At 71.0% G+C, this 16,164-nt stretch carries 18 protein-coding genes and 1 riboswitch; of the genes, 11 read left to right on the top strand and 7 right to left on the bottom strand.

What is annotated here, in order from left to right:
* Positions 1-29: 29 nt before the first annotated feature.
* Positions 30-168: riboswitch (cobalamin riboswitch) on the bottom strand.
* A 189-nt stretch (positions 169-357) separates the two neighbouring features.
* Positions 358-579: a hypothetical protein gene (locus OG966_RS09795; RefSeq protein ID WP_326649078.1), complete on the bottom strand. Its 222-nt coding sequence runs from the start codon at positions 577-579 to the stop codon at positions 358-360.
* 12 nt (positions 580-591) lie between these two features.
* Complete coding sequence (locus OG966_RS09790; protein WP_326649077.1) at positions 592-1,833, bottom strand: inorganic phosphate transporter; 1,242 nt, start codon at positions 1,831-1,833, stop codon at positions 592-594.
* A gap of 236 nt (positions 1,834-2,069) precedes the next feature.
* On the opposite strand from OG966_RS09790, the gene OG966_RS09785 reads away from it, so the two are divergent.
* The 3 genes from OG966_RS09785 (at position 2,070) to OG966_RS09775 (ending at position 5,540) form a co-directional block, all read left to right on the top strand.
* Positions 2,070-2,732, top strand: a complete 663-nt coding sequence (locus OG966_RS09785) for a class II aldolase/adducin family protein (RefSeq protein ID WP_326649076.1) — start codon at positions 2,070-2,072, stop codon at positions 2,730-2,732.
* 109 nt (positions 2,733-2,841) lie between these two features.
* A complete protein-coding gene (locus tag OG966_RS09780; RefSeq protein ID WP_326649075.1) occupies positions 2,842-3,969 on the top strand; it encodes an alpha/beta hydrolase in 1,128 nt (375 codons plus the stop codon).
* Between the two features lie 101 nt (positions 3,970-4,070).
* On the top strand, positions 4,071-5,540 hold the full coding sequence (locus OG966_RS09775; protein ID WP_442806676.1) for a hypothetical protein: 1,470 nt from the start codon (positions 4,071-4,073) through the stop codon (positions 5,538-5,540).
* 27 nt (positions 5,541-5,567) lie between these two features.
* Here the strand turns inward: OG966_RS09775 and OG966_RS09770 are convergent, their stop codons facing one another.
* Both OG966_RS09770 and ypfJ read right to left on the bottom strand, forming a co-directional pair.
* A complete protein-coding gene (locus OG966_RS09770; protein WP_326649074.1) occupies positions 5,568-5,972 on the bottom strand; it encodes a VOC family protein in 405 nt (134 codons plus the stop codon).
* A gap of 88 nt (positions 5,973-6,060) precedes the next feature.
* Complete coding sequence (gene ypfJ, locus OG966_RS09765; RefSeq protein ID WP_326649073.1) at positions 6,061-6,951, bottom strand: KPN_02809 family neutral zinc metallopeptidase; 891 nt, start codon at positions 6,949-6,951, stop codon at positions 6,061-6,063.
* Between the two features lie 294 nt (positions 6,952-7,245).
* Between ypfJ and OG966_RS09760 the strand changes: the two genes are divergently transcribed.
* The 3 genes from OG966_RS09760 (at position 7,246) to OG966_RS09750 (ending at position 10,364) form a co-directional block, all read left to right on the top strand.
* Positions 7,246-8,844: an ABC-F family ATP-binding cassette domain-containing protein gene (locus tag OG966_RS09760; RefSeq protein WP_326649072.1), complete on the top strand. Its 1,599-nt coding sequence runs from the start codon at positions 7,246-7,248 to the stop codon at positions 8,842-8,844.
* A 376-nt stretch (positions 8,845-9,220) separates the two neighbouring features.
* Entirely contained in the window at positions 9,221-9,442 is a 222-nt protein-coding gene (locus tag OG966_RS09755; RefSeq protein ID WP_006123601.1) for a helix-turn-helix domain-containing protein, read from the top strand.
* 130 nt (positions 9,443-9,572) lie between these two features.
* Complete coding sequence (locus OG966_RS09750) at positions 9,573-10,364, top strand: enoyl-CoA hydratase/isomerase family protein (protein WP_326649071.1); 792 nt, start codon at positions 9,573-9,575, stop codon at positions 10,362-10,364.
* 124 nt (positions 10,365-10,488) lie between these two features.
* Here the strand turns inward: OG966_RS09750 and OG966_RS09745 are convergent, their stop codons facing one another.
* The gene (locus tag OG966_RS09745) at positions 10,489-11,151 is read right to left on the bottom strand and encodes a hypothetical protein (protein ID WP_326649070.1); all 663 of its coding nucleotides are present in this window, start codon (positions 11,149-11,151) and stop codon (positions 10,489-10,491) included.
* Between the two features lie 93 nt (positions 11,152-11,244).
* Between OG966_RS09745 and OG966_RS09740 the strand changes: the two genes are divergently transcribed.
* The 5 genes from OG966_RS09740 to amaP are packed head-to-tail and all read left to right on the top strand — an operon-like array spanning position 11,245 to position 13,559.
* Complete coding sequence (locus tag OG966_RS09740) at positions 11,245-11,739, top strand: Asp23/Gls24 family envelope stress response protein (RefSeq protein WP_326649069.1); 495 nt, start codon at positions 11,245-11,247, stop codon at positions 11,737-11,739.
* Between the two features lie 11 nt (positions 11,740-11,750).
* Entirely contained in the window at positions 11,751-11,942 is a 192-nt protein-coding gene (locus OG966_RS09735) for a hypothetical protein (protein ID WP_326649068.1), read from the top strand.
* 6 nt (positions 11,943-11,948) lie between these two features.
* Entirely contained in the window at positions 11,949-12,320 is a 372-nt protein-coding gene (locus OG966_RS09730) for an Asp23/Gls24 family envelope stress response protein (RefSeq protein WP_326649067.1), read from the top strand.
* Positions 12,317-12,964, top strand: a complete 648-nt coding sequence (locus OG966_RS09725) for a DUF6286 domain-containing protein (RefSeq protein WP_326649066.1) — start codon at positions 12,317-12,319, stop codon at positions 12,962-12,964. The genes OG966_RS09730 and OG966_RS09725 overlap by 4 nt, the downstream gene beginning before the upstream one ends.
* A gap of 7 nt (positions 12,965-12,971) precedes the next feature.
* Positions 12,972-13,559, top strand: coding sequence for an alkaline shock response membrane anchor protein AmaP (gene amaP, locus OG966_RS09720; RefSeq protein ID WP_326649065.1), 588 nt, complete (start codon positions 12,972-12,974; stop codon positions 13,557-13,559).
* Between the two features lie 36 nt (positions 13,560-13,595).
* On the opposite strand, the gene OG966_RS09715 is transcribed toward amaP, so the two are convergent.
* Both OG966_RS09715 and OG966_RS09710 read right to left on the bottom strand, forming a co-directional pair.
* A complete protein-coding gene (locus tag OG966_RS09715) occupies positions 13,596-14,351 on the bottom strand; it encodes an SDR family oxidoreductase (RefSeq protein ID WP_326649063.1) in 756 nt (251 codons plus the stop codon).
* A 4-nt stretch (positions 14,352-14,355) separates the two neighbouring features.
* Entirely contained in the window at positions 14,356-16,140 is a 1,785-nt protein-coding gene (locus tag OG966_RS09710; protein ID WP_326649062.1) for a glycoside hydrolase family 15 protein, read from the bottom strand.
* Positions 16,141-16,164: the final 24 nt, after the last annotated feature.

Below are 16,164 nucleotides of genomic sequence, written 5' to 3'. Positions count from 1 at the left end.
GTCCTCACTCAGGGTGTCCGCGCCCTGGTTCGACGTGATCGGCGGTGAGAGTTCCTGGCTTCCGGGGATTGTTCCCCGGTGACAGTGGCGGGACCGCGCCGGATTTGCACCGGCTTCCTCTTCTGCCGCCGTAGATGGCCTCGGCAGTCCACCACGCTGCGAGAACGACCGTCAACTTGCCTTTGACCTGCGGTGCAAGAGTGTGTTGGGGCACACATGGGGAGCGGATCGTCCTAGGTGTCGAAAACGGGCCGTACTGCCGCTTCGCCCGCGACGGAAAAGCCGGGCCGGGTCACCCGAAGGGGTGCCCGGCCCGGCCTGTGAAGCGGCTGTCGAAAGCCCGGTGGAACTGTGCCGTCAGGTGACGATCAGATAGATCCCGTACGCCACGGCCGCCGCGCACAGCGCGAAGCAGGCGTACGCGCCGGTGCGTGCCAGGGCGGCGGAACCGCCCTGCGCGGCCGCCGACTCCTGCTTGGTCAGGCCCACGACGCCCAGGGTGAACAGACCCACCAGGGCGACGGTGGCGACGAGGCTCACGCCGAAGACGGAGCCGAGAGCTGCCCAGTCGATACTCATGCTGATCTGTCCTTACACCGTGGCCGGCTGGGTCGGCTCGGAGTCGGCGGAGGCCGGAGCCGGGATGGTGGTCTTGAAGTCCTGCGCGGGCGTGCCGGCCGGCGGCGGGGTGACGGCCGCGATGGCGGTGGTCACGACTCCCGCGGGCTCGGCGTCCGGCGTGGTGACGTTGGTGTGGTCGACCACCTGGCGGCGGGAGATGAACCAGATCGCGGCGCAGGCGCCGATCAGGAAGGCCGCGACGACCGCGACACCCCAGTCGCCCTGCTTGGTCACGAACTCCGAGCCCGCGGCGACCAGGCCCGCGGCCGGCAGCGTCAGGCCCCAGGCGACGAACATCCGGGTGGCGGTGGACCAGCGGACCACGCCGCCCTTGCGGCCCAGACCCGCGCCCATCACGGCGCCGGAGCAGGAGTGCGTGGTCGACAGCGAGAAGCCGAGGTTGGAGGAGGCGAGGATGACGCTGGCCGCGCTGGTCTGGGCGGCGAAGCCCTGCTGCGGCTGGAGGTCGGTGAGGCCCGTGCCCATGGTGCGGATGATGCGCCAGCCGCCGAGGTAGGTGCCCGTCGCGATCGCGAGACCGGCGGAGAGGATGACCCACATCGGGGGGTTGGAGCCGGGGGAGAGGACACCGCCGGCGACGAGAGCCAGCGTGATGACACCCATGGTCTTCTGAGCGTCGTTGGTGCCGTGGGCCAGCGAGACCAGGCCGGCAGACGCGATCTGGCCGGAGCGGTAACCCTTCGAGGTGGCCTTCGCGTCGGCGTTCTTGCCGATCTTGTACGTCAGCCGGGAGGCGAGGAACGCCGCGACGCCGGCGACCAGCGGTGCGGCGATCGCGGGAATCAGCACCTTGGTGACGACCGTGCCGCCGTTGACGCCGCTGACGCCGACCGAGGCGATGGTGGCGCCGACCAGACCGCCCATGAGGGCGTGCGAGGAACTGGACGGCAGGCCGATCAGCCAGGTCATCAAGTTCCAGAGGATGGCGCCGACGAGCGCCGCGAAGATGACTTCGGGTGTGATGCCTGACTCGGTGACGATGCCGCTGGAGATCGTCTTGGCGACCTCCACGGACAGGAATGCGCCGACGAGGTTGAGCGCGGCGGACATGGCCACCGCCGTCTTGGGTTTCAGAGCGCCGGTCGAGATGGTCGTCGCCATCGCGTTGGCGGTGTCGTGGAAACCGTTCGTGAAATCGAACACGAGAGCTGTCACGATCACAATCGCGAGCAGCAAGGTGATGTGTTCCATTTACCCAGGCAATCGTTTGACGTCAGTGGCTCGGCGAACGTAGTTAATCTGGATGAACGGAAGATGAACTGGGACGGGCTTTGCGGTGTCCGCAAGTGAGGAACCGTCACTCCGCTTGTCGATCGCCGCGGCAACGGTACGGGCGATGCCATGAAAGGCGCCATTTCTGGCGAATTGGGTGATATCGGTCACTGCGGCCTCTGTGGCGGCGCGGCCCCGCCTGACAGGATCACCGCATGACCGATCAGGTGCGGCAGGACGCGATCGAGCGGGCATGGGAAGACCTCGTGGCCACGGCCCGCAGAACGGCGGCGGAAGGCCTGGTCGTGGGCACCTCGGGCAATGTCTCGGTACGGGTCGGCGGACTCGTCCTGGTCACCCCGAGCGGAGTGCCCTACGACCGGCTCACTTCCGAGGACGCCGTCGCCGTCGATCTCGACGGGAACCAGGTCCTCGGTGATCTCGCCCCCACCAGCGAGCTGCCGTTGCACCTCGAGGTCTACCGGAACACCGGTGCCGTCGCCGTCGTGCACACCCACGCCGTACACGCCACCGCCGTCTCCACCCTCGTCCCCGAGCTGCCGCTCATCCACTACATGGCGGCCGCCCTCGGCGGCCCCGTCCGGGTCGCCGCCTACGCCCTGTACGGAACGGAGGAGCTGGCCGAGAACATGCTGAGCGCCCTGCGGGACCGCACGGGGTGTCTCCTCCAGAACCACGGCACGGTCACCTACGGCGACTCCCTCGACCAGGCCTACGACCGCACCGCTCAGCTGGAGTGGATGTGCCGGCTCTGGATCACCGCCGCCGCGGTGCCCGGCTACTCGCCCACCCTGCTCTCCGGGGCCCAGCTGCGTGAGGTGGCGGACAAACTCCAGAGCTACGGCCAGCCCCGCTGACGCCCGGGACACGCCCGCTGCCCGGGTCGCCTCGACCCCGGAGATCTCCGCAGACACCGGCGGCCCCCGTCCACTGGCCGCGCGGCGCGCGGGTGCCGACACTGGAACGGTGCGCCCGGCAACAGCGACGGCAGTGGCCGTCACCACTCTGATCGGTGTCGGCGCGGCCGCGATAGCGGCCGGCCGCTACGCAAGCGACCTCGCGCTCAAGACGCCGCCCGGCAGGCCCCTGCCCGGTGACCCCCCGCTCACCGTGCACGCCATGACCCCGGACCGGGTGACCCTGACCCGCAGCCTCGCCTCGCTGCGCCCCGGTACGTACGGTCTCGAGGGCCCGGACGTCCACGCGGTTGTCGGCCCCGCCCTCGACGACGTGCCGCACGCCGCCGACACCGTCGTACGCCGCCTGGAACGCGTCAGCCACGGCAGTCTGGAACCGGGCACCCGGGTGCGGCTCACCCCGCAGGTGCACAGCGGCGACCCGGACAGCGCGCTCGGCCTCAAGTACAGCGATGTCGACATCCCGGGCGAACTGGGCGGGCTGCCCGCCTGGTTCGTGCCCGGCGCCCGCGACACCTGGGTGATCACCGTGCACGGCCTGGGCGCCACCCGGGAACACCCCATGAACATCATGGAATTCCTGCATGTCCACCGGTTCCCGGTGCTCGACATCGGCTACCGCGGAGACGTCGGCGCCCCAAGGTCCCCGGACGGGCTCGGTCACCTCGGCGACTCCGAGTGGCGCGACCTGGACGCCGCCATCCGCTACGCCGTGCGCTACGGCGCCCAGCACGTCGTCCTCTACGGCTGGTCCACCGGCGCCTCGATGGCCCTGCACGCCGCGGCCAACTCCGCGCTGCGCGACCGGATCAGCGGACTCGTACTGGACTCACCGGTCCTCGACTGGGAAGCCACGCTGCGCAATCTGGCCGCCGCCCGTGGCACCCCGGGGCCGCTGCTGACGCTCGCCGTCAGGGCGGCGCAGGGCAGAACAGGACTGCACGGCGACCGGCTGCTCGAAGCCGCGGACCCCGACACGATGCGCGTACCGACGCTGATCTTCCACGGCCCGGACGACAACCTCGCGCTGTGGTACCCGTCCCGCGAACTCGCTGCCCGCCGCCCGCAACTGATCAGCCTGCAGACGGTCCCGCACGCCCCGCACGCCGCGATGTGGAACGCGGACCCGGTTCGCTACGAAGAGGCCCTCCGCCGGTTCCTCACCCCCTTGATGTAGCACCTCGTGAGTCGACGGGTCATCCATGCCGGAGGGCCGCCCCGTCCGGCCGACCAGGTTCCGTTTGGGCTTTCGGGCTGTCAGCGGGAAGACTGCCCCCCGTGACGTCCCGAAAGCCTGATGAGCAATTGGCGCGCAACTCCAGACTCCGTCTTGTCCGCTCGCGATCGCTGGCCACCGCACGGCGGGCCGTGACTGCCCGGCGCACCCGGACCGCCCCGCGGCCTCCCGAGGGCACTCCGGCCCCCGCCGAGCTCGCCCGCCAGGCGCGGGCGGTCCTCGCCGATGCCGTACGGATCGCCCGCTGGGCCGCCGTCGAACGGGACCCCAGCACCGCGCCGCTCGCCGCCCGTGCCCAGGACCGGGCCGCGGCCGACCTGGAGTTGACCCCGCTCCAGGTACGCGCGGGCTGGGACCGCGCCCGCCTCGCCGGCCTGGTCGAGCTGCACGGCGACACCGCACGCCCCGGCTGGCGGCTGCGCGCCTGGGACCGTGACGACATGGCCGTACTGCGCGGCTGGGTCGCCCTCTTCGACGCCTGGTCGCTGGTCCACCCCGCGCCCGACGATGTCGCCCCCACCGCGGTCGCCGAGGTCGTCGAGGCCGTCCCCCAGGTGCTCTCCCTCCTCCAGCTGTCGGCCGGCCCCGTGCTGGTACCGGTCCTGCTCGACCTGCTGCAGCAGCGCGTCGTGGAACTGCGCGAGGAGCGCTGCGAGGTCGCCCACGGTCCTCAGTCCGCATCACGGGATGTCGTCGCCGGGCCGGAGACCGGGACCGCACCCGGGACCGAGCCCGCCCCCGACCCCGGGTTCAGGTCCGGGTCCGACCTCGAGCCCCGGCGGGACGTTCCCGTCTCCCTCCTTCTCGACTGGGCCCTGGAGGGACTGTCCGCCGTCGGCGCCCTGACCCTGGACAAGGGCCGGTCCGCCACCCTCACCCCGCTCGGCAACTGGGCGGTCTGGGTCAAACTCGAGCAGATCTGCGTCGCCGCACAGAGCCCCGCCGGTAATATCGAGCAGCCCGCCGAGGACATGCTGCGCGGCTGCGCCCGCCTCACCCCCGGTCCGGCCCGCGCCGAGTACCGTGCCTGGCTCGCCGCCCGTACCGTCTCCAGCGCTGTCGCCGAGCTCCTGGGCGTCGCGCGTGGCGAGGACGCCCTGCTGCGCGGACTCGCCTTCGAGGCACTGCGCGTCGTCGGCGCCCCCGCCGAGGCCGACGTCCGCGCGGCCGCCGACGAGCCTTCGCTGCGCCCCTACGTCCTGCTCTGGCTCGCCGAATACGAGGGAGCGGACCCCGAGGACGCCGCCGAGGTCCTCACCCGCGAGGAAGCGACCTGGCTCTGGGTGGACACCGCGGCGGCCGTCGCCGACCACGGCGAGCCCCAGCTGCTGCTGCGCCATCTCGACTCCGCGGTGCAGGGCACCGTCCCGGCGCTGCTCGACGAGGTCCGGGCCGGCGGCCACCCCCGCACCGTCCAGGTCCTGGTCGCGCTGGCCGCCGCGCACCCGGACCCGGCCCTGGCCAAGGCCGTGCGGCGGGCTGCGTTCCAGGTGCACACCGGAGGCGTCTAGCGCGAACGCGGCGAGTGGCGGGGGAGGCTAGGACTCCTCCGCCCCCGGTGCGTAGGTGCCGAAGCTCCACACATTGCCCTCGATGTCGCGCGCCATGTAGTCACGGGCGCCGTAGTCCTGGTCGGTCGGCGGCATCACGATGTCCGCGCCGTGCTCCACCGCATGGCTGTGATGTGCGTCGACATCGTCGACATGGACGAACACACCCGTCGGCCCGCCGCCCTCCATCAGCTTGTCGAACTCGCTGCCGGTGCCTCTGCTGCCCAGCATGACCATGCCGTTGCCGAAGGTCAGCTCGGCATGCATCACCGCACCCGCCTCGTCCTCGTACACCGCGTGCTCGGCGAAGCCGAAGGCCTCGGTGAGCTGCTTGATCGCGGCCTTCGCGTCCGCGTACACCAACGTCGGACAGATGCTCGGTGAAACCGACATCTCGGTCACTCCTTCATGCTCGACGGTAGGAATGTGATCCGTGCCTCAGTCTTGCACCGGCCACTGACAACGCCCGGCAGTCGGGCGCTCAGGCGAAGGTGTTGCACCGGGCCATGTCGCCGGTGCGGAAGCCGTTGTAGAACCACTGCCGGCGCTGCGCCGCCGAGCCGTGCGTCCAGGACTCCGGAGCGACCCGGCCCTGGAACCTCTCCTGGATCCGGTCGTCGCCGACCGCCGCCGCCGCGTCGAGACCGTCCTCGATGTCCGCCGCCGTCAGCGTGGTCAGCAGCGGCCGCCCGGTGACCTCGTCGGGCGTGGTCGTCGCATGGTGCGCCCACACCCCGGCGTAGCAGTCCGCCTGCAACTCCGCCCTCACGGCATTGCTGTTGGCACCCGGTCGCCCGTCCTGCGCCCGCCGCAGCGTGCCCATCAGGTTCTGCACATGGTGGCCGTACTCATGAGCCACCACATATGCCTGGGCGAACGGACCGCCGCTCGCCCCGAACGTGGTACGCAGGTCGTCGAAGAAGCCGAGGTCCAGATAGACCTTCCGGTCGCCGGGGCAGTAGAAGGGGCCGACCGCCGAGGTCGCGGTCCCGCACGCCGTGTCCACCCGGCCCGTGAACATGACCGTCTGCGCGTCCGAGTAGCGCCACTGACGCCGCCGGAATTCGGCCCGCCAGTAGTCCTGCACGCTGTTCACCACCGCGACGATCCGGCAGTCCTCCCGCTTGTTGGCGTCCGAGCCCCGCTTGCAGGCCTGATCGACCTGCGCCTGCGAGGAGGCCGTCGCCGCCGGGTCGGAGTCGCCCGACGACAGCCCGAGCTCGTCGGGCCCCACCCCGAAGAACAGCCCCAGGATCAGTGCGATGAGGCCGGCGACGCCGCCGCCGATGGTGGCCTTCCCGCCGGGAACGCGGCTGCCGCGCACATCCCGGACCTCCGAAGTGTCCAGATCGGCGTCGTCGTCGAACTGCATGGGCCACCACCCTCCGCTCCTCGACGGCGGCAGCCCGCCGCCCTGCGCCGAGTATCGATCACGCCGGTGCCGCCCGCCCCTTTTGCCGTACGGTTACAGGGCCCGTGGCCCACGGCCCCTGCGCCCGCCCACCGACACGGCGCCATCCCCGCCTTCGGTGGCCGCTCCGAGGGCGCAAACCACTTGCACGGCCCCGTTAGACTGGTTCGTATGGCAATTCTCCTTGCGCACTAGACGGCGTCGAAGCTCCCACGTCCGTCCCTTCCGCCGTCCATACCGCCCTGGAGACTTTCCGTGATCAACGCTTCCGGCATCGAGCTGCGCGCCGGCGCACGCATTCTTATCGAGTCCGCTTCCTTCCGTATCGCCAAGGGCGACCGCATCGGCCTGGTGGGCCGCAACGGAGCGGGCAAGACCACGCTCACCAAGTGCCTCGCGGGTGAGGGCATCCCCGCCGCCGGCACCATCACCCGCTCCGGCGAGGTCGGCTACCTCCCGCAGGACCCCCGTACGGGCGACCTCGACACCCTCGCCCGCGACCGCATCCTCTCCGCCCGCGAGCTCGACTCCGTGCTGAAGAAGATGCGCGAGAACGAGGAGCGGATGGCGAACGGCAAGGGCGCCACCCGCGAGAAGGCGATGAAGAAGTACGAGCGGCTGGAGACGGAGTTCCTGACCAAGGGCGGTTACGCAGCCGAGGCCGAGGCCGCCACCATCGCCGCCGCGCTCGGACTGCCCGACCGGGTGCTCGGCCAGCCGCTGCATACGCTCTCCGGCGGCCAGCGCCGCCGCGTCGAGCTCGCGCGGATCCTCTTCTCCGACGCCGACACCCTTCTCCTCGACGAGCCCACCAACCACCTCGACGCCGACTCGATCGTCTGGCTCCGGGATTACCTGAAGAGCTACCGCGGCGGCTTCATCGTGATCTCCCACGATGTCGACCTCGTCGAGACGGTCGTCAACAAGGTCTTCTACCTGGACGCCAACCGCTCGCAGATCGATGTCTACAACATGGGCTGGAAGCTCTACCAGCAGCAGCGCGAGGCCGACGAGAAGCGCCGCAAGCGCGAGCGTCAGAACGCCGAGAAGAAGGCCGCGGCCCTCAACTCCCAGGCCGACAAGATGCGGGCCAAGGCGACCAAGACCGTCGCCGCGCAGAACATGGCCAAGCGCGCCGAGCGGCTGCTGTCAGGCCTGGACGCGGTACGTGTCTCCGACAAGGTCGCCAAGCTGCGCTTCCCCGATCCCGCGCCCTGCGGCAAGACCCCGCTGACCGCGGAGAGCCTGTCAAAGTCGTACGGCTCACTCGAGATCTTCACCGATGTGGACCTCGCCATCGACAAGGGCTCACGCGTCGTCATCCTCGGGCTCAACGGCGCGGGCAAGACGACACTGCTGCGGCTACTCGCGGGCGTGGAAACGCCGGACACCGGAGAGGTCACCCCCGGGCACGGTCTCAAGCTCGGCTACTACGCGCAGGAGCACGAGACTCTCGACCCGGACCGTACGGTCCTGGAGAACATGCGCTCCTCCGCGCCCGACCTCGACCTTGTCGCGGTGCGCAAGACGCTCGGCTCCTTCCTCTTCTCCGGCGACGACGTCGACAAGCCGGCCGGGGTGCTCTCCGGCGGCGAGAAGACCCGTCTCGCGCTGGCCACCCTGGTCGTCTCGTCCGCGAATGTCCTGCTTCTCGACGAGCCCACGAACAACCTCGACCCGGCCAGCCGCGAGGAGATCCTCGGCGCGCTGCGCACCTACAAGGGCGCCGTCATCCTCGTCACCCACGACGAGGGCGCGGTCGAGGCGCTGGAGCCGGAGCGGATCATCCTGCTGCCGGACGGGGTCGAGGATCTGTGGGGGGCGGACTACGCGGATCTGGTGGCGCTCGCCTGATCCGGGCCCGGACCCGGACCCGGACCGGGCTGCTCTGCCCCGGATCCGCCGCTGATCCACTCCGTATGGATCATTCGGCTCACGGGTGATCCATCATCTGTGTGAGAACGTCTCGTACCCCGGCGTGGCACCGTGCGGATTCCCTCCGTCCGGGCCTCTGTCGTGTCTGCGCCCCTTGCGCGGCGCTGACCTGGCACTTCTGCCGGGACCCCGTTCGGACGTGCGAACACGGACTCGCGGAATCTCTGATTCCGGTAGTGGTGTGCGCCCGGTGTACGGCAAAGCTTGTCGCACGGACCTTGCCGAATGGGTGGCCAGGAGGCTCCCGAGGGGTGATCATGAGAGTCCAGAGCGCACTTCGCATGAGGAGGCACGGGTGGCCGAGACTCTGAAGAAGGGCAGCCGGGTTACCGGCGCCGCGCGTGACAAGCTCGCGGCAGACCTGAAGAAGAAGTACGACTCCGGTGCGAGCATCCGGGCGTTGGCCGAAGAGACAGGCCGCTCCTACGGATTCGTCCACCGGATGCTCAGCGAGTCCGGAGTCACGCTGCGGGGACGCGGCGGAGCGACGCGAGGCAAGAAGGCCGCCTCGGCCTGACGACCGAGGCTTCCTTCGGACCACCGGTTTTCCACGGTGGCCACCCGGCCGGTCGCGCGGTCGACCGGGTGGTTACTGTGCAGTCACTTATCTTCGTTTGCAGTGACTGTTCCCGAACCGGAGGCGCCCCATGGCTTCGCTCGACTCTGTGCTCGACAAGGACGGCGTACGGCTCACCGTCGAGGACGCGGTTGCCACGGTAACCCTGACCAACCCGGACAAGCGCAACGCCCAATCTCCCGCTCTGTGGCGGGCGTTGGCGCAAGCGGGACGGTCGTTGCCGGGCAATGTGCGGGTCGTGGTGCTGCGCGGCGAAGGCAAGTCCTTCTCCGCCGGTCTCGACCGGCAGGCGTTCACGCCCGAGGGCTTCGACGGCGAGCCGTCCTTCCTCGACCTCGCACGCGGCTCCGACAAGGAGCTCGACGCGGTCATCGCCGAGTACCAGGAAGCGTTCACCTGGTGGCGCCGTAGCGACGTCGTCACGATCGCGGCCGTCCAGGGCCATGCGATCGGAGCCGGCTTCCAGCTCGCCCTCGCCTGCGACCTCCGGGTCGTCGCGCAGGACGTGCAGTTCGCCATGCGCGAGACCAGCCTCGGGCTCGTCCCGGACCTCACGGGCACGCACCCGCTGGTGTCGCTCGTCGGCTACGCCCGCGCGCTGGAGATCTGCGCGACCGGCCGTTTCGTCCACGCGGACGAGGCGGAGCGTACCGGCCTCGCCAACCTCGTCGTGCCCGCCGATGAACTGGACGGTGCGGTACGGGACCTGGCGTCCGCCCTGCTGGCGGCGCCGCGGGACGCGGTGATCGAGACGAAGGCGCTGCTGCAGGCCGCGGGCACCCGTTCGTACGAGGACCAGCGCACCGCGGAGCGCGCGGCACAGGCGCGCCGCCTGCGTGACCTGGCGGGGCTTGCGGACTGATCCGCTCGGCCACCCCGGCTCACGCCTGTACCGATTCACGAGGTACCCCTTCACGCCGGTGACGGTTGTCCTCACCCGGTACCGGCGTGAACCTCACTCGGTACCGGGTGGCGGTGGCACCCCTTCACACCGGTACCGAGGTGACCAGCACCGCCACCGGGCGGCCGTCCGCGAGCGCCGCCGTCACCGCCTCGCGGACCGCCCGGACCACATCGGGCGGGTGATACCCGCTCGCCGTCGCCACCTCGACGCGGACATGGTCGGGTGCCAGGTGCACCGCCGTGCCCAGCGCTGCCGTCAGATGCGCGACACCCGGGGCTCCGGACGCCGCCGTGCCCGCCGGGTCGCTCGCGGTGACGGCCCGTACCCCGGGTGGCGGAGCGGGGACCGGGGCTTGTGCAGCGCTGTCCAGCAGCTCCGTCACCCGCAGATCCACCTCCGAGACACCGAGCCCGAGATCCACCGATGCCGCGAACAGTGCGGCCCGCAGAGCCGCCGCGGCAGCAGGCAGCGGCTGCAGTGCCGAGGCCGCGAAATCCGCCTCGATCCGCAGCGGCCCCGGAGGCAGTGCGCTCGGCGGAGCCGGTACGACAGGCCGCGCCGTCGAGTCCGGATCGGCGAGCCCCAGCCTCAGCCGCCCGAGCACCACCCCTGGTACCGCGGCCGCCGCGCGCCGCAGCACCGTGTCGGCAGCCTGCTCGGTCAGCCAGGCCCCGTCCGCCGCTCCGCCCAGCGGGAGCAGCCGGCCGAGGCCGAGCCGTCTCCGTACCGCATCAGCAGTGGTCATTGCTCCAGCCTGCAGCATCCCCGGCGCGATATCGGGCAAGCGCACTTAATGTGGGCAGCGGAGTCCACCACCGCCCGGAAAGGACGAACGGCGATGAACGACACCGCTCAGTGGAACCGGTCCGAGTCCCCCGGTAGCGAACCGTCGGGCTCGGGCGAAGGTCTCAGGAAGTCGTCGGGGAGCAAGCGCGGCGGCGGCGATCCCGCCTCCCGCGGCCGTACCACCATCGCCGACGGCGTGGTGGAGAAGATCGCCGGGCTCGCGGCCCGCGAAGTGCTCGGTGTCCATGCGATGGGCAGCGGTTTCTCCCGTACGCTCGGCGCGGTCCGCGACCGTGTGCCCGGCGGCAGGTCCAATGTCGCCCGGGGCGTGAAGGCCGAGGTCGGCGAGGTGCAGACGGCCCTCGACATCGAGATCGTCGTCGACTACGGCGTCTCCATCGCCGCCGTCGCCCGCGCGGTCCGCGAGAACGTGGTCTCCGCGGTCGAGCGGATGACGGGTCTCGAGGTCGTCGAGGTCAATATCGCGGTCAGCGATGTGAAACTGCCCGATGAAGAAGAGGAAGAGCCGGAGCCGCGTCTCCAGTAGAGGAGCTTACGATGAGCATGGCGGTGGTCGGCCTGATGGCCGGCATGGCGCTCGGCTTCGCCGGATACTTCGGCGGCTTCGGCGCCTTCCTGCTGGTGGCCGCGTTGGGGGTGGTCGGCTTTGTCGCGGGCCGCCTCCTCGAGGGCGACCTGGAACCAGGCGACTTCTTCCGGAGTCGTGACCGCGGCGACCGGCGGCGGTGACACGCTGTGACCGCCGGGGGTCCCCCCGCCCGAGGCAGGGGGAGCGTCGCAGCGGCCGAGCGCGGCGCGACCACGATCGCCGACCGGGTCGTGGCGAAGATCGCCTCGCAGGCGGCGCGGGAAGCGATCGACGGCGTACCGGAGGGCGGCTCGCCGCCGCAGGCCACGGTCACGGTCCACCATGACGCCGCCCGGGTGCGGGTCAGCCTCGAACTCGACTATCCCTGCGACATCGGCGGTCAGTGCGGTGCCGTGCGTCAGCGAGTCGTACAGCGGGTAAAGGCGTTGGCGGGGATGGACGTGCCCGAGGTGGCCGTGCTGGTCGAGCGGCTGCACTCCGTCCACTCGCGCAGTGCGGCCCAGGGGAGGATCCGATGAGCGAGCCGGTACGGCCCGCACCGCCCGTACTCGATCTGGACCAGTCGGCGTCAGCAGCGGCGTACGAGCCGGTTCCGGTCCTGGAAGGCGAAGGCGGCAAGGCCGGACGCTTCTGGTCCGTGCGCCGGGTCCCGGCCGGGCTGCTGGCTGTCGTGGTCCTCGGCTGCGCGGGTCTGCTGCTGTACGACATCGCGGCGGTACGGGCCGGCCGGCCGGCCATGGAATGGCGCCGCGCCGCCGCGGAGCAACTCGCGAAATGGCGGCTGGAAGATGTGGGCGTGCTGGCGTGCGCGGGAGCCGTGATGCTTCTCGGCGTCATTCTGATCGTCCTCGCCGTGACCCCTGGACTGCGGGCACTGCTGCCGATGCGTCGCTGCACCGCGGCCGTACGCGCCGGCCTCGACCGGGAGGCCGCTGCGCAGGTGCTGCGGGACCGGGCGATGGAGGTCTCCGGGGTGCAGTCCGCACGCGTGCGGATGGGACGGGCGAAGGTCTCGGTGCGGGCGCAGTCCCACTTCCGTGAACTCGACGACGTACGGGCCGATCTGGACTCGGCGCTGGCCACCGCCATCCGGGAACTCGGCCTCGCCAGGCCGCCGGCCCTGGCCGTGCACGTCACCAGGCCGCCGGCGAAGAAGAGGTGAGGGCGCGGTGGGTGGAACGCTGCGAGTGGTCAACCGGGTCCTGCTGGGCCTCGCCGGTCTGGTGCTGCTGTGCGCGGGCGGCGCGGTCATGGCGGCGGGGGTGGGGCTGCCCGTGCCGGCCTGGTGGCCCTACGACGGGCCCCGCGATGTGCTGCTGAGCAGGGCGGACCGGTACCGCTGGCGGGACGAGGGCTGGTGGTGGCCGACGGTCATCGCGGTGCTCGCAGTGCTGGTGCTGCTCGCCGTGTGGTGGCTGCTCGCCCAACTGCGGCGCTCCCGGCTGGCGGAAGTCCTGGTCGACAGCGGCGACGGCGAGGGCGCGCTGCTGCGGGGCCGCGCGCTGGAGGGAGTACTGGAGGGTGAGGCGAAAGCCCTGGACGGGGTGGCCCGCGCCCGGGTGACCCTCACCGGCCGCCGGAGCACGCCGGAGGCCCGGGCGGACCTGCTGCTGGAGCCGCACGCGGCGCCCGTCGAAATGCTGGCGCGCCTGACGGACGAGGCGGTGGCACACGCACGGGACTCGGCGGGTCTGGCGTCGCTGCCGGCAGAGGTCCGCCTCAGGGCGGCGAAGCACCGGGCGCAACGGGTGAGTTGAGGCACAACGGGTGAGTTGAGCGGCGCGCCCAGCGCGCTAGAACCCGTGCCGTGCGCCCCCGTCCACCGGGAGCATCACTCCCGTCAGGTACGACGCCGCAGGCGACAGCAGGAACGCCGCCGCGTTGCCGAACTCCTCCGGTGTGCCGTACCTCCGCAGTGGAATGCGGGACTCGTGCGCCGTACGTGCCGCCTCCGCGTCGCCCGACAGCGCGTCGAGTTCGCGCACCCGGTCCGTGTCGATACGGGCCGGCAGCAGGCCGACGACCCGGATGCCGCGCGGGCCCAGCTCGTCCGAGAGGGACTTGGCGAAACCGGCCAGGCCCGGACGGAGGCCGTTGGAGATCGTCAGGCCCGGGATCGGTTCGTGGACCGAGCCGGACAGGACGAAGCCGATGACGCCGCCCTCGCTCAGCGCCGCCGCCGCGCTGCGGGCGAGGCGCACCGCGCCCAGGAAGACCGACTCGAACGCCGACTCCCACTGCTCGTCCGTATTGTCCGCGGCGAAGCCCGGTGCCGGGCCGCCCACGCTGATCAGTACGCCGTCGAGACGTCCGAACTGCGCCCGCGCCGCCGCGACGAGGCGCTCCGCCGACGCCGGGTCGGCGTTGTCGGAGGCGAGACCCACGGCGTTCGGGCCGAGTTCCGCGGCGGCGTCCGAGACCGCCTTCTCGCCGCGCCCGGTGATGACGACCCTCGCGCCGTCGGCGACGAGCGCGCGGGCGGACGCGTTGCCCAGCCCACGCGACGCACCCGTGACGATGTAGACGCGGTCCTTCAGTCCAAGATCCATGGGCCTATCCTGCCGTCTCTTCCCCGCTCAGCGCGAGGGCCGTGTTCACCAGCCCGATATGGCTGAAGGCCTGCGGGAAGTTCCCGACCTGGCGACCGCTCACCGGGTCGTACTCCTCGGCGAGCAGCCCGACATCGTTGCGCAGGGCGAGCAGCCGCTCGAAGAGCTCTGTGGCCTCCTTCACCCGGCCCGTCATCCGCAGCGCGTCCGCCATCCAGAACGAGCAGGCCAGGAACGCCCCTTCGCCTCCCGGCAGCGCGTCGACAGCCTTGTTGTCCGTGCTGTAGCGGCGCACCAGACCGTCGGCGCCCAGCTCCGCCCGTACCGCGTCCACCGTCCCGGTCACCCGCGGATCGTCGGGCGGCAGAAAGCCGACCCGCGGGATCAGCAGCGCCGCGGCGTCGAGTTCGATGGAGCCGTACGACTGCGTGAAGGTGTTCCGTACCGGGTCGTACCCCTTCTCACACACTTCCCGGTGCACTTCGTCCCGCATCGTCCGCCACCGCGCGACGTCGCCGGGCAGCGAAGGATGCTCCTCCAGGGTTCGAACCGCACGGTCCGCCGCGACCCACGACATCACTTTGGAGTGCACGAAGTGGCGGCGCGCGCCGCGTACTTCCCAGAGCCCCTCGTCCGGCTCGCGCCACTTCGACTCCAGGAATCCGAGCAGGCTGAGCTGCAGATTCCAGGCGTGCCTCTCCGAGGACAGGCCGGCCTCCCGCCCCAGACGGAGGGAGTCGATGACCTCTCCGTACACATCGAGCTGCAGTTGGCGTACGGCTTCGTTGCCGGTACGGACCGGGACGGAGCCCGCGTACCCGCTCAGCCACGGCAGCTCCGTCTCGGGCAGCCGGCGCTCGCCGGACAGCCCGTACATGATCTGCAGATCGGCGGGGTCACCGGCCACCGCCCGCAGCAGCCAGTCGCGCCAGGCCGCCGCCTCGTCGAGGTAGCCGGCCGAAAGGAGCGCGCCCAGGGTGAGGGTGGAGTCTCGCAGCCAGCAGTAGCGGTAGTCCCAGTTGCGTACGCCGCCGAGCTCCTCCGGCAGGGACGTGGTGGGCGCGGCGACGATCCCGCCGGTCGGCTCGAAGGTGAGTGCCTTCAGGGTGATCAGAGAGCGGACGACGGCCTCGCGGTACGGGCCCTTGCTCCGGCAGCGCGAGGACCACTTGGCCCAGTCCTCCAGGCTCTGCTCCAGTGACTCCAGCGGATCGCAGAGCCATGGCCGCGGTTCGTTCGAAGGATGCCAGGTGAGGATGAAAGCCACCTTTTCGCCCGGGCCGACCGTGAACGACGAGCGGGTGCTCAACTCGTGTCCCCAGGTCTTGACCTGCGGCTCGCTGCGCAGCCATACGGAGTCGGGGCCGGCGATCGCCACCCGGTGGCCGTCCGAGCGGCGCATCCACGGCACGACGGAGCCGTAGTCGAAGCGCAGCCGCAGCGTCCCGTTCATCTCCACCCTGCCGCTGACGCCCTCCACGATCCGGACGACATCGGGCGCCGTGTCGCGCTGCGGCATGAAGTCGAGGACTTTGACGGTGCCGGAGCGGGTCTCCCACACCGACTCCAGGACCAGCGATTCACCGACGTAGCTGCGGCGGGTGCACTGCCCGGCGCCCTTGGGGGCGATCCGCCAGTGGCCGTTCTCCTCGTCGCCCAGCAGTGCGGCGAAGCAGGCCGGCGAGTCGAAGTGGGGCAGGCACAGCCAGTCGATGGAGCCGTCTTTGCCGACCAGCGCCGCGGTCTGCAGATCGCCGATGAGGGCGTAGTCCTCTATACGTTGGGTCACGCTCTGGCGTGTTCCCGCCAAACG

It is taken from the genome of Streptomyces sp. NBC_01750, from assembly GCF_035918095.1.
In the GTDB taxonomy this organism is placed as follows: Bacteria; Actinomycetota; Actinomycetes; order Streptomycetales; family Streptomycetaceae; genus Streptomyces.
Note: the sequence above shows the minus strand (reverse complement) of the source record. Positions and strands in the feature narration are given on the sequence as shown.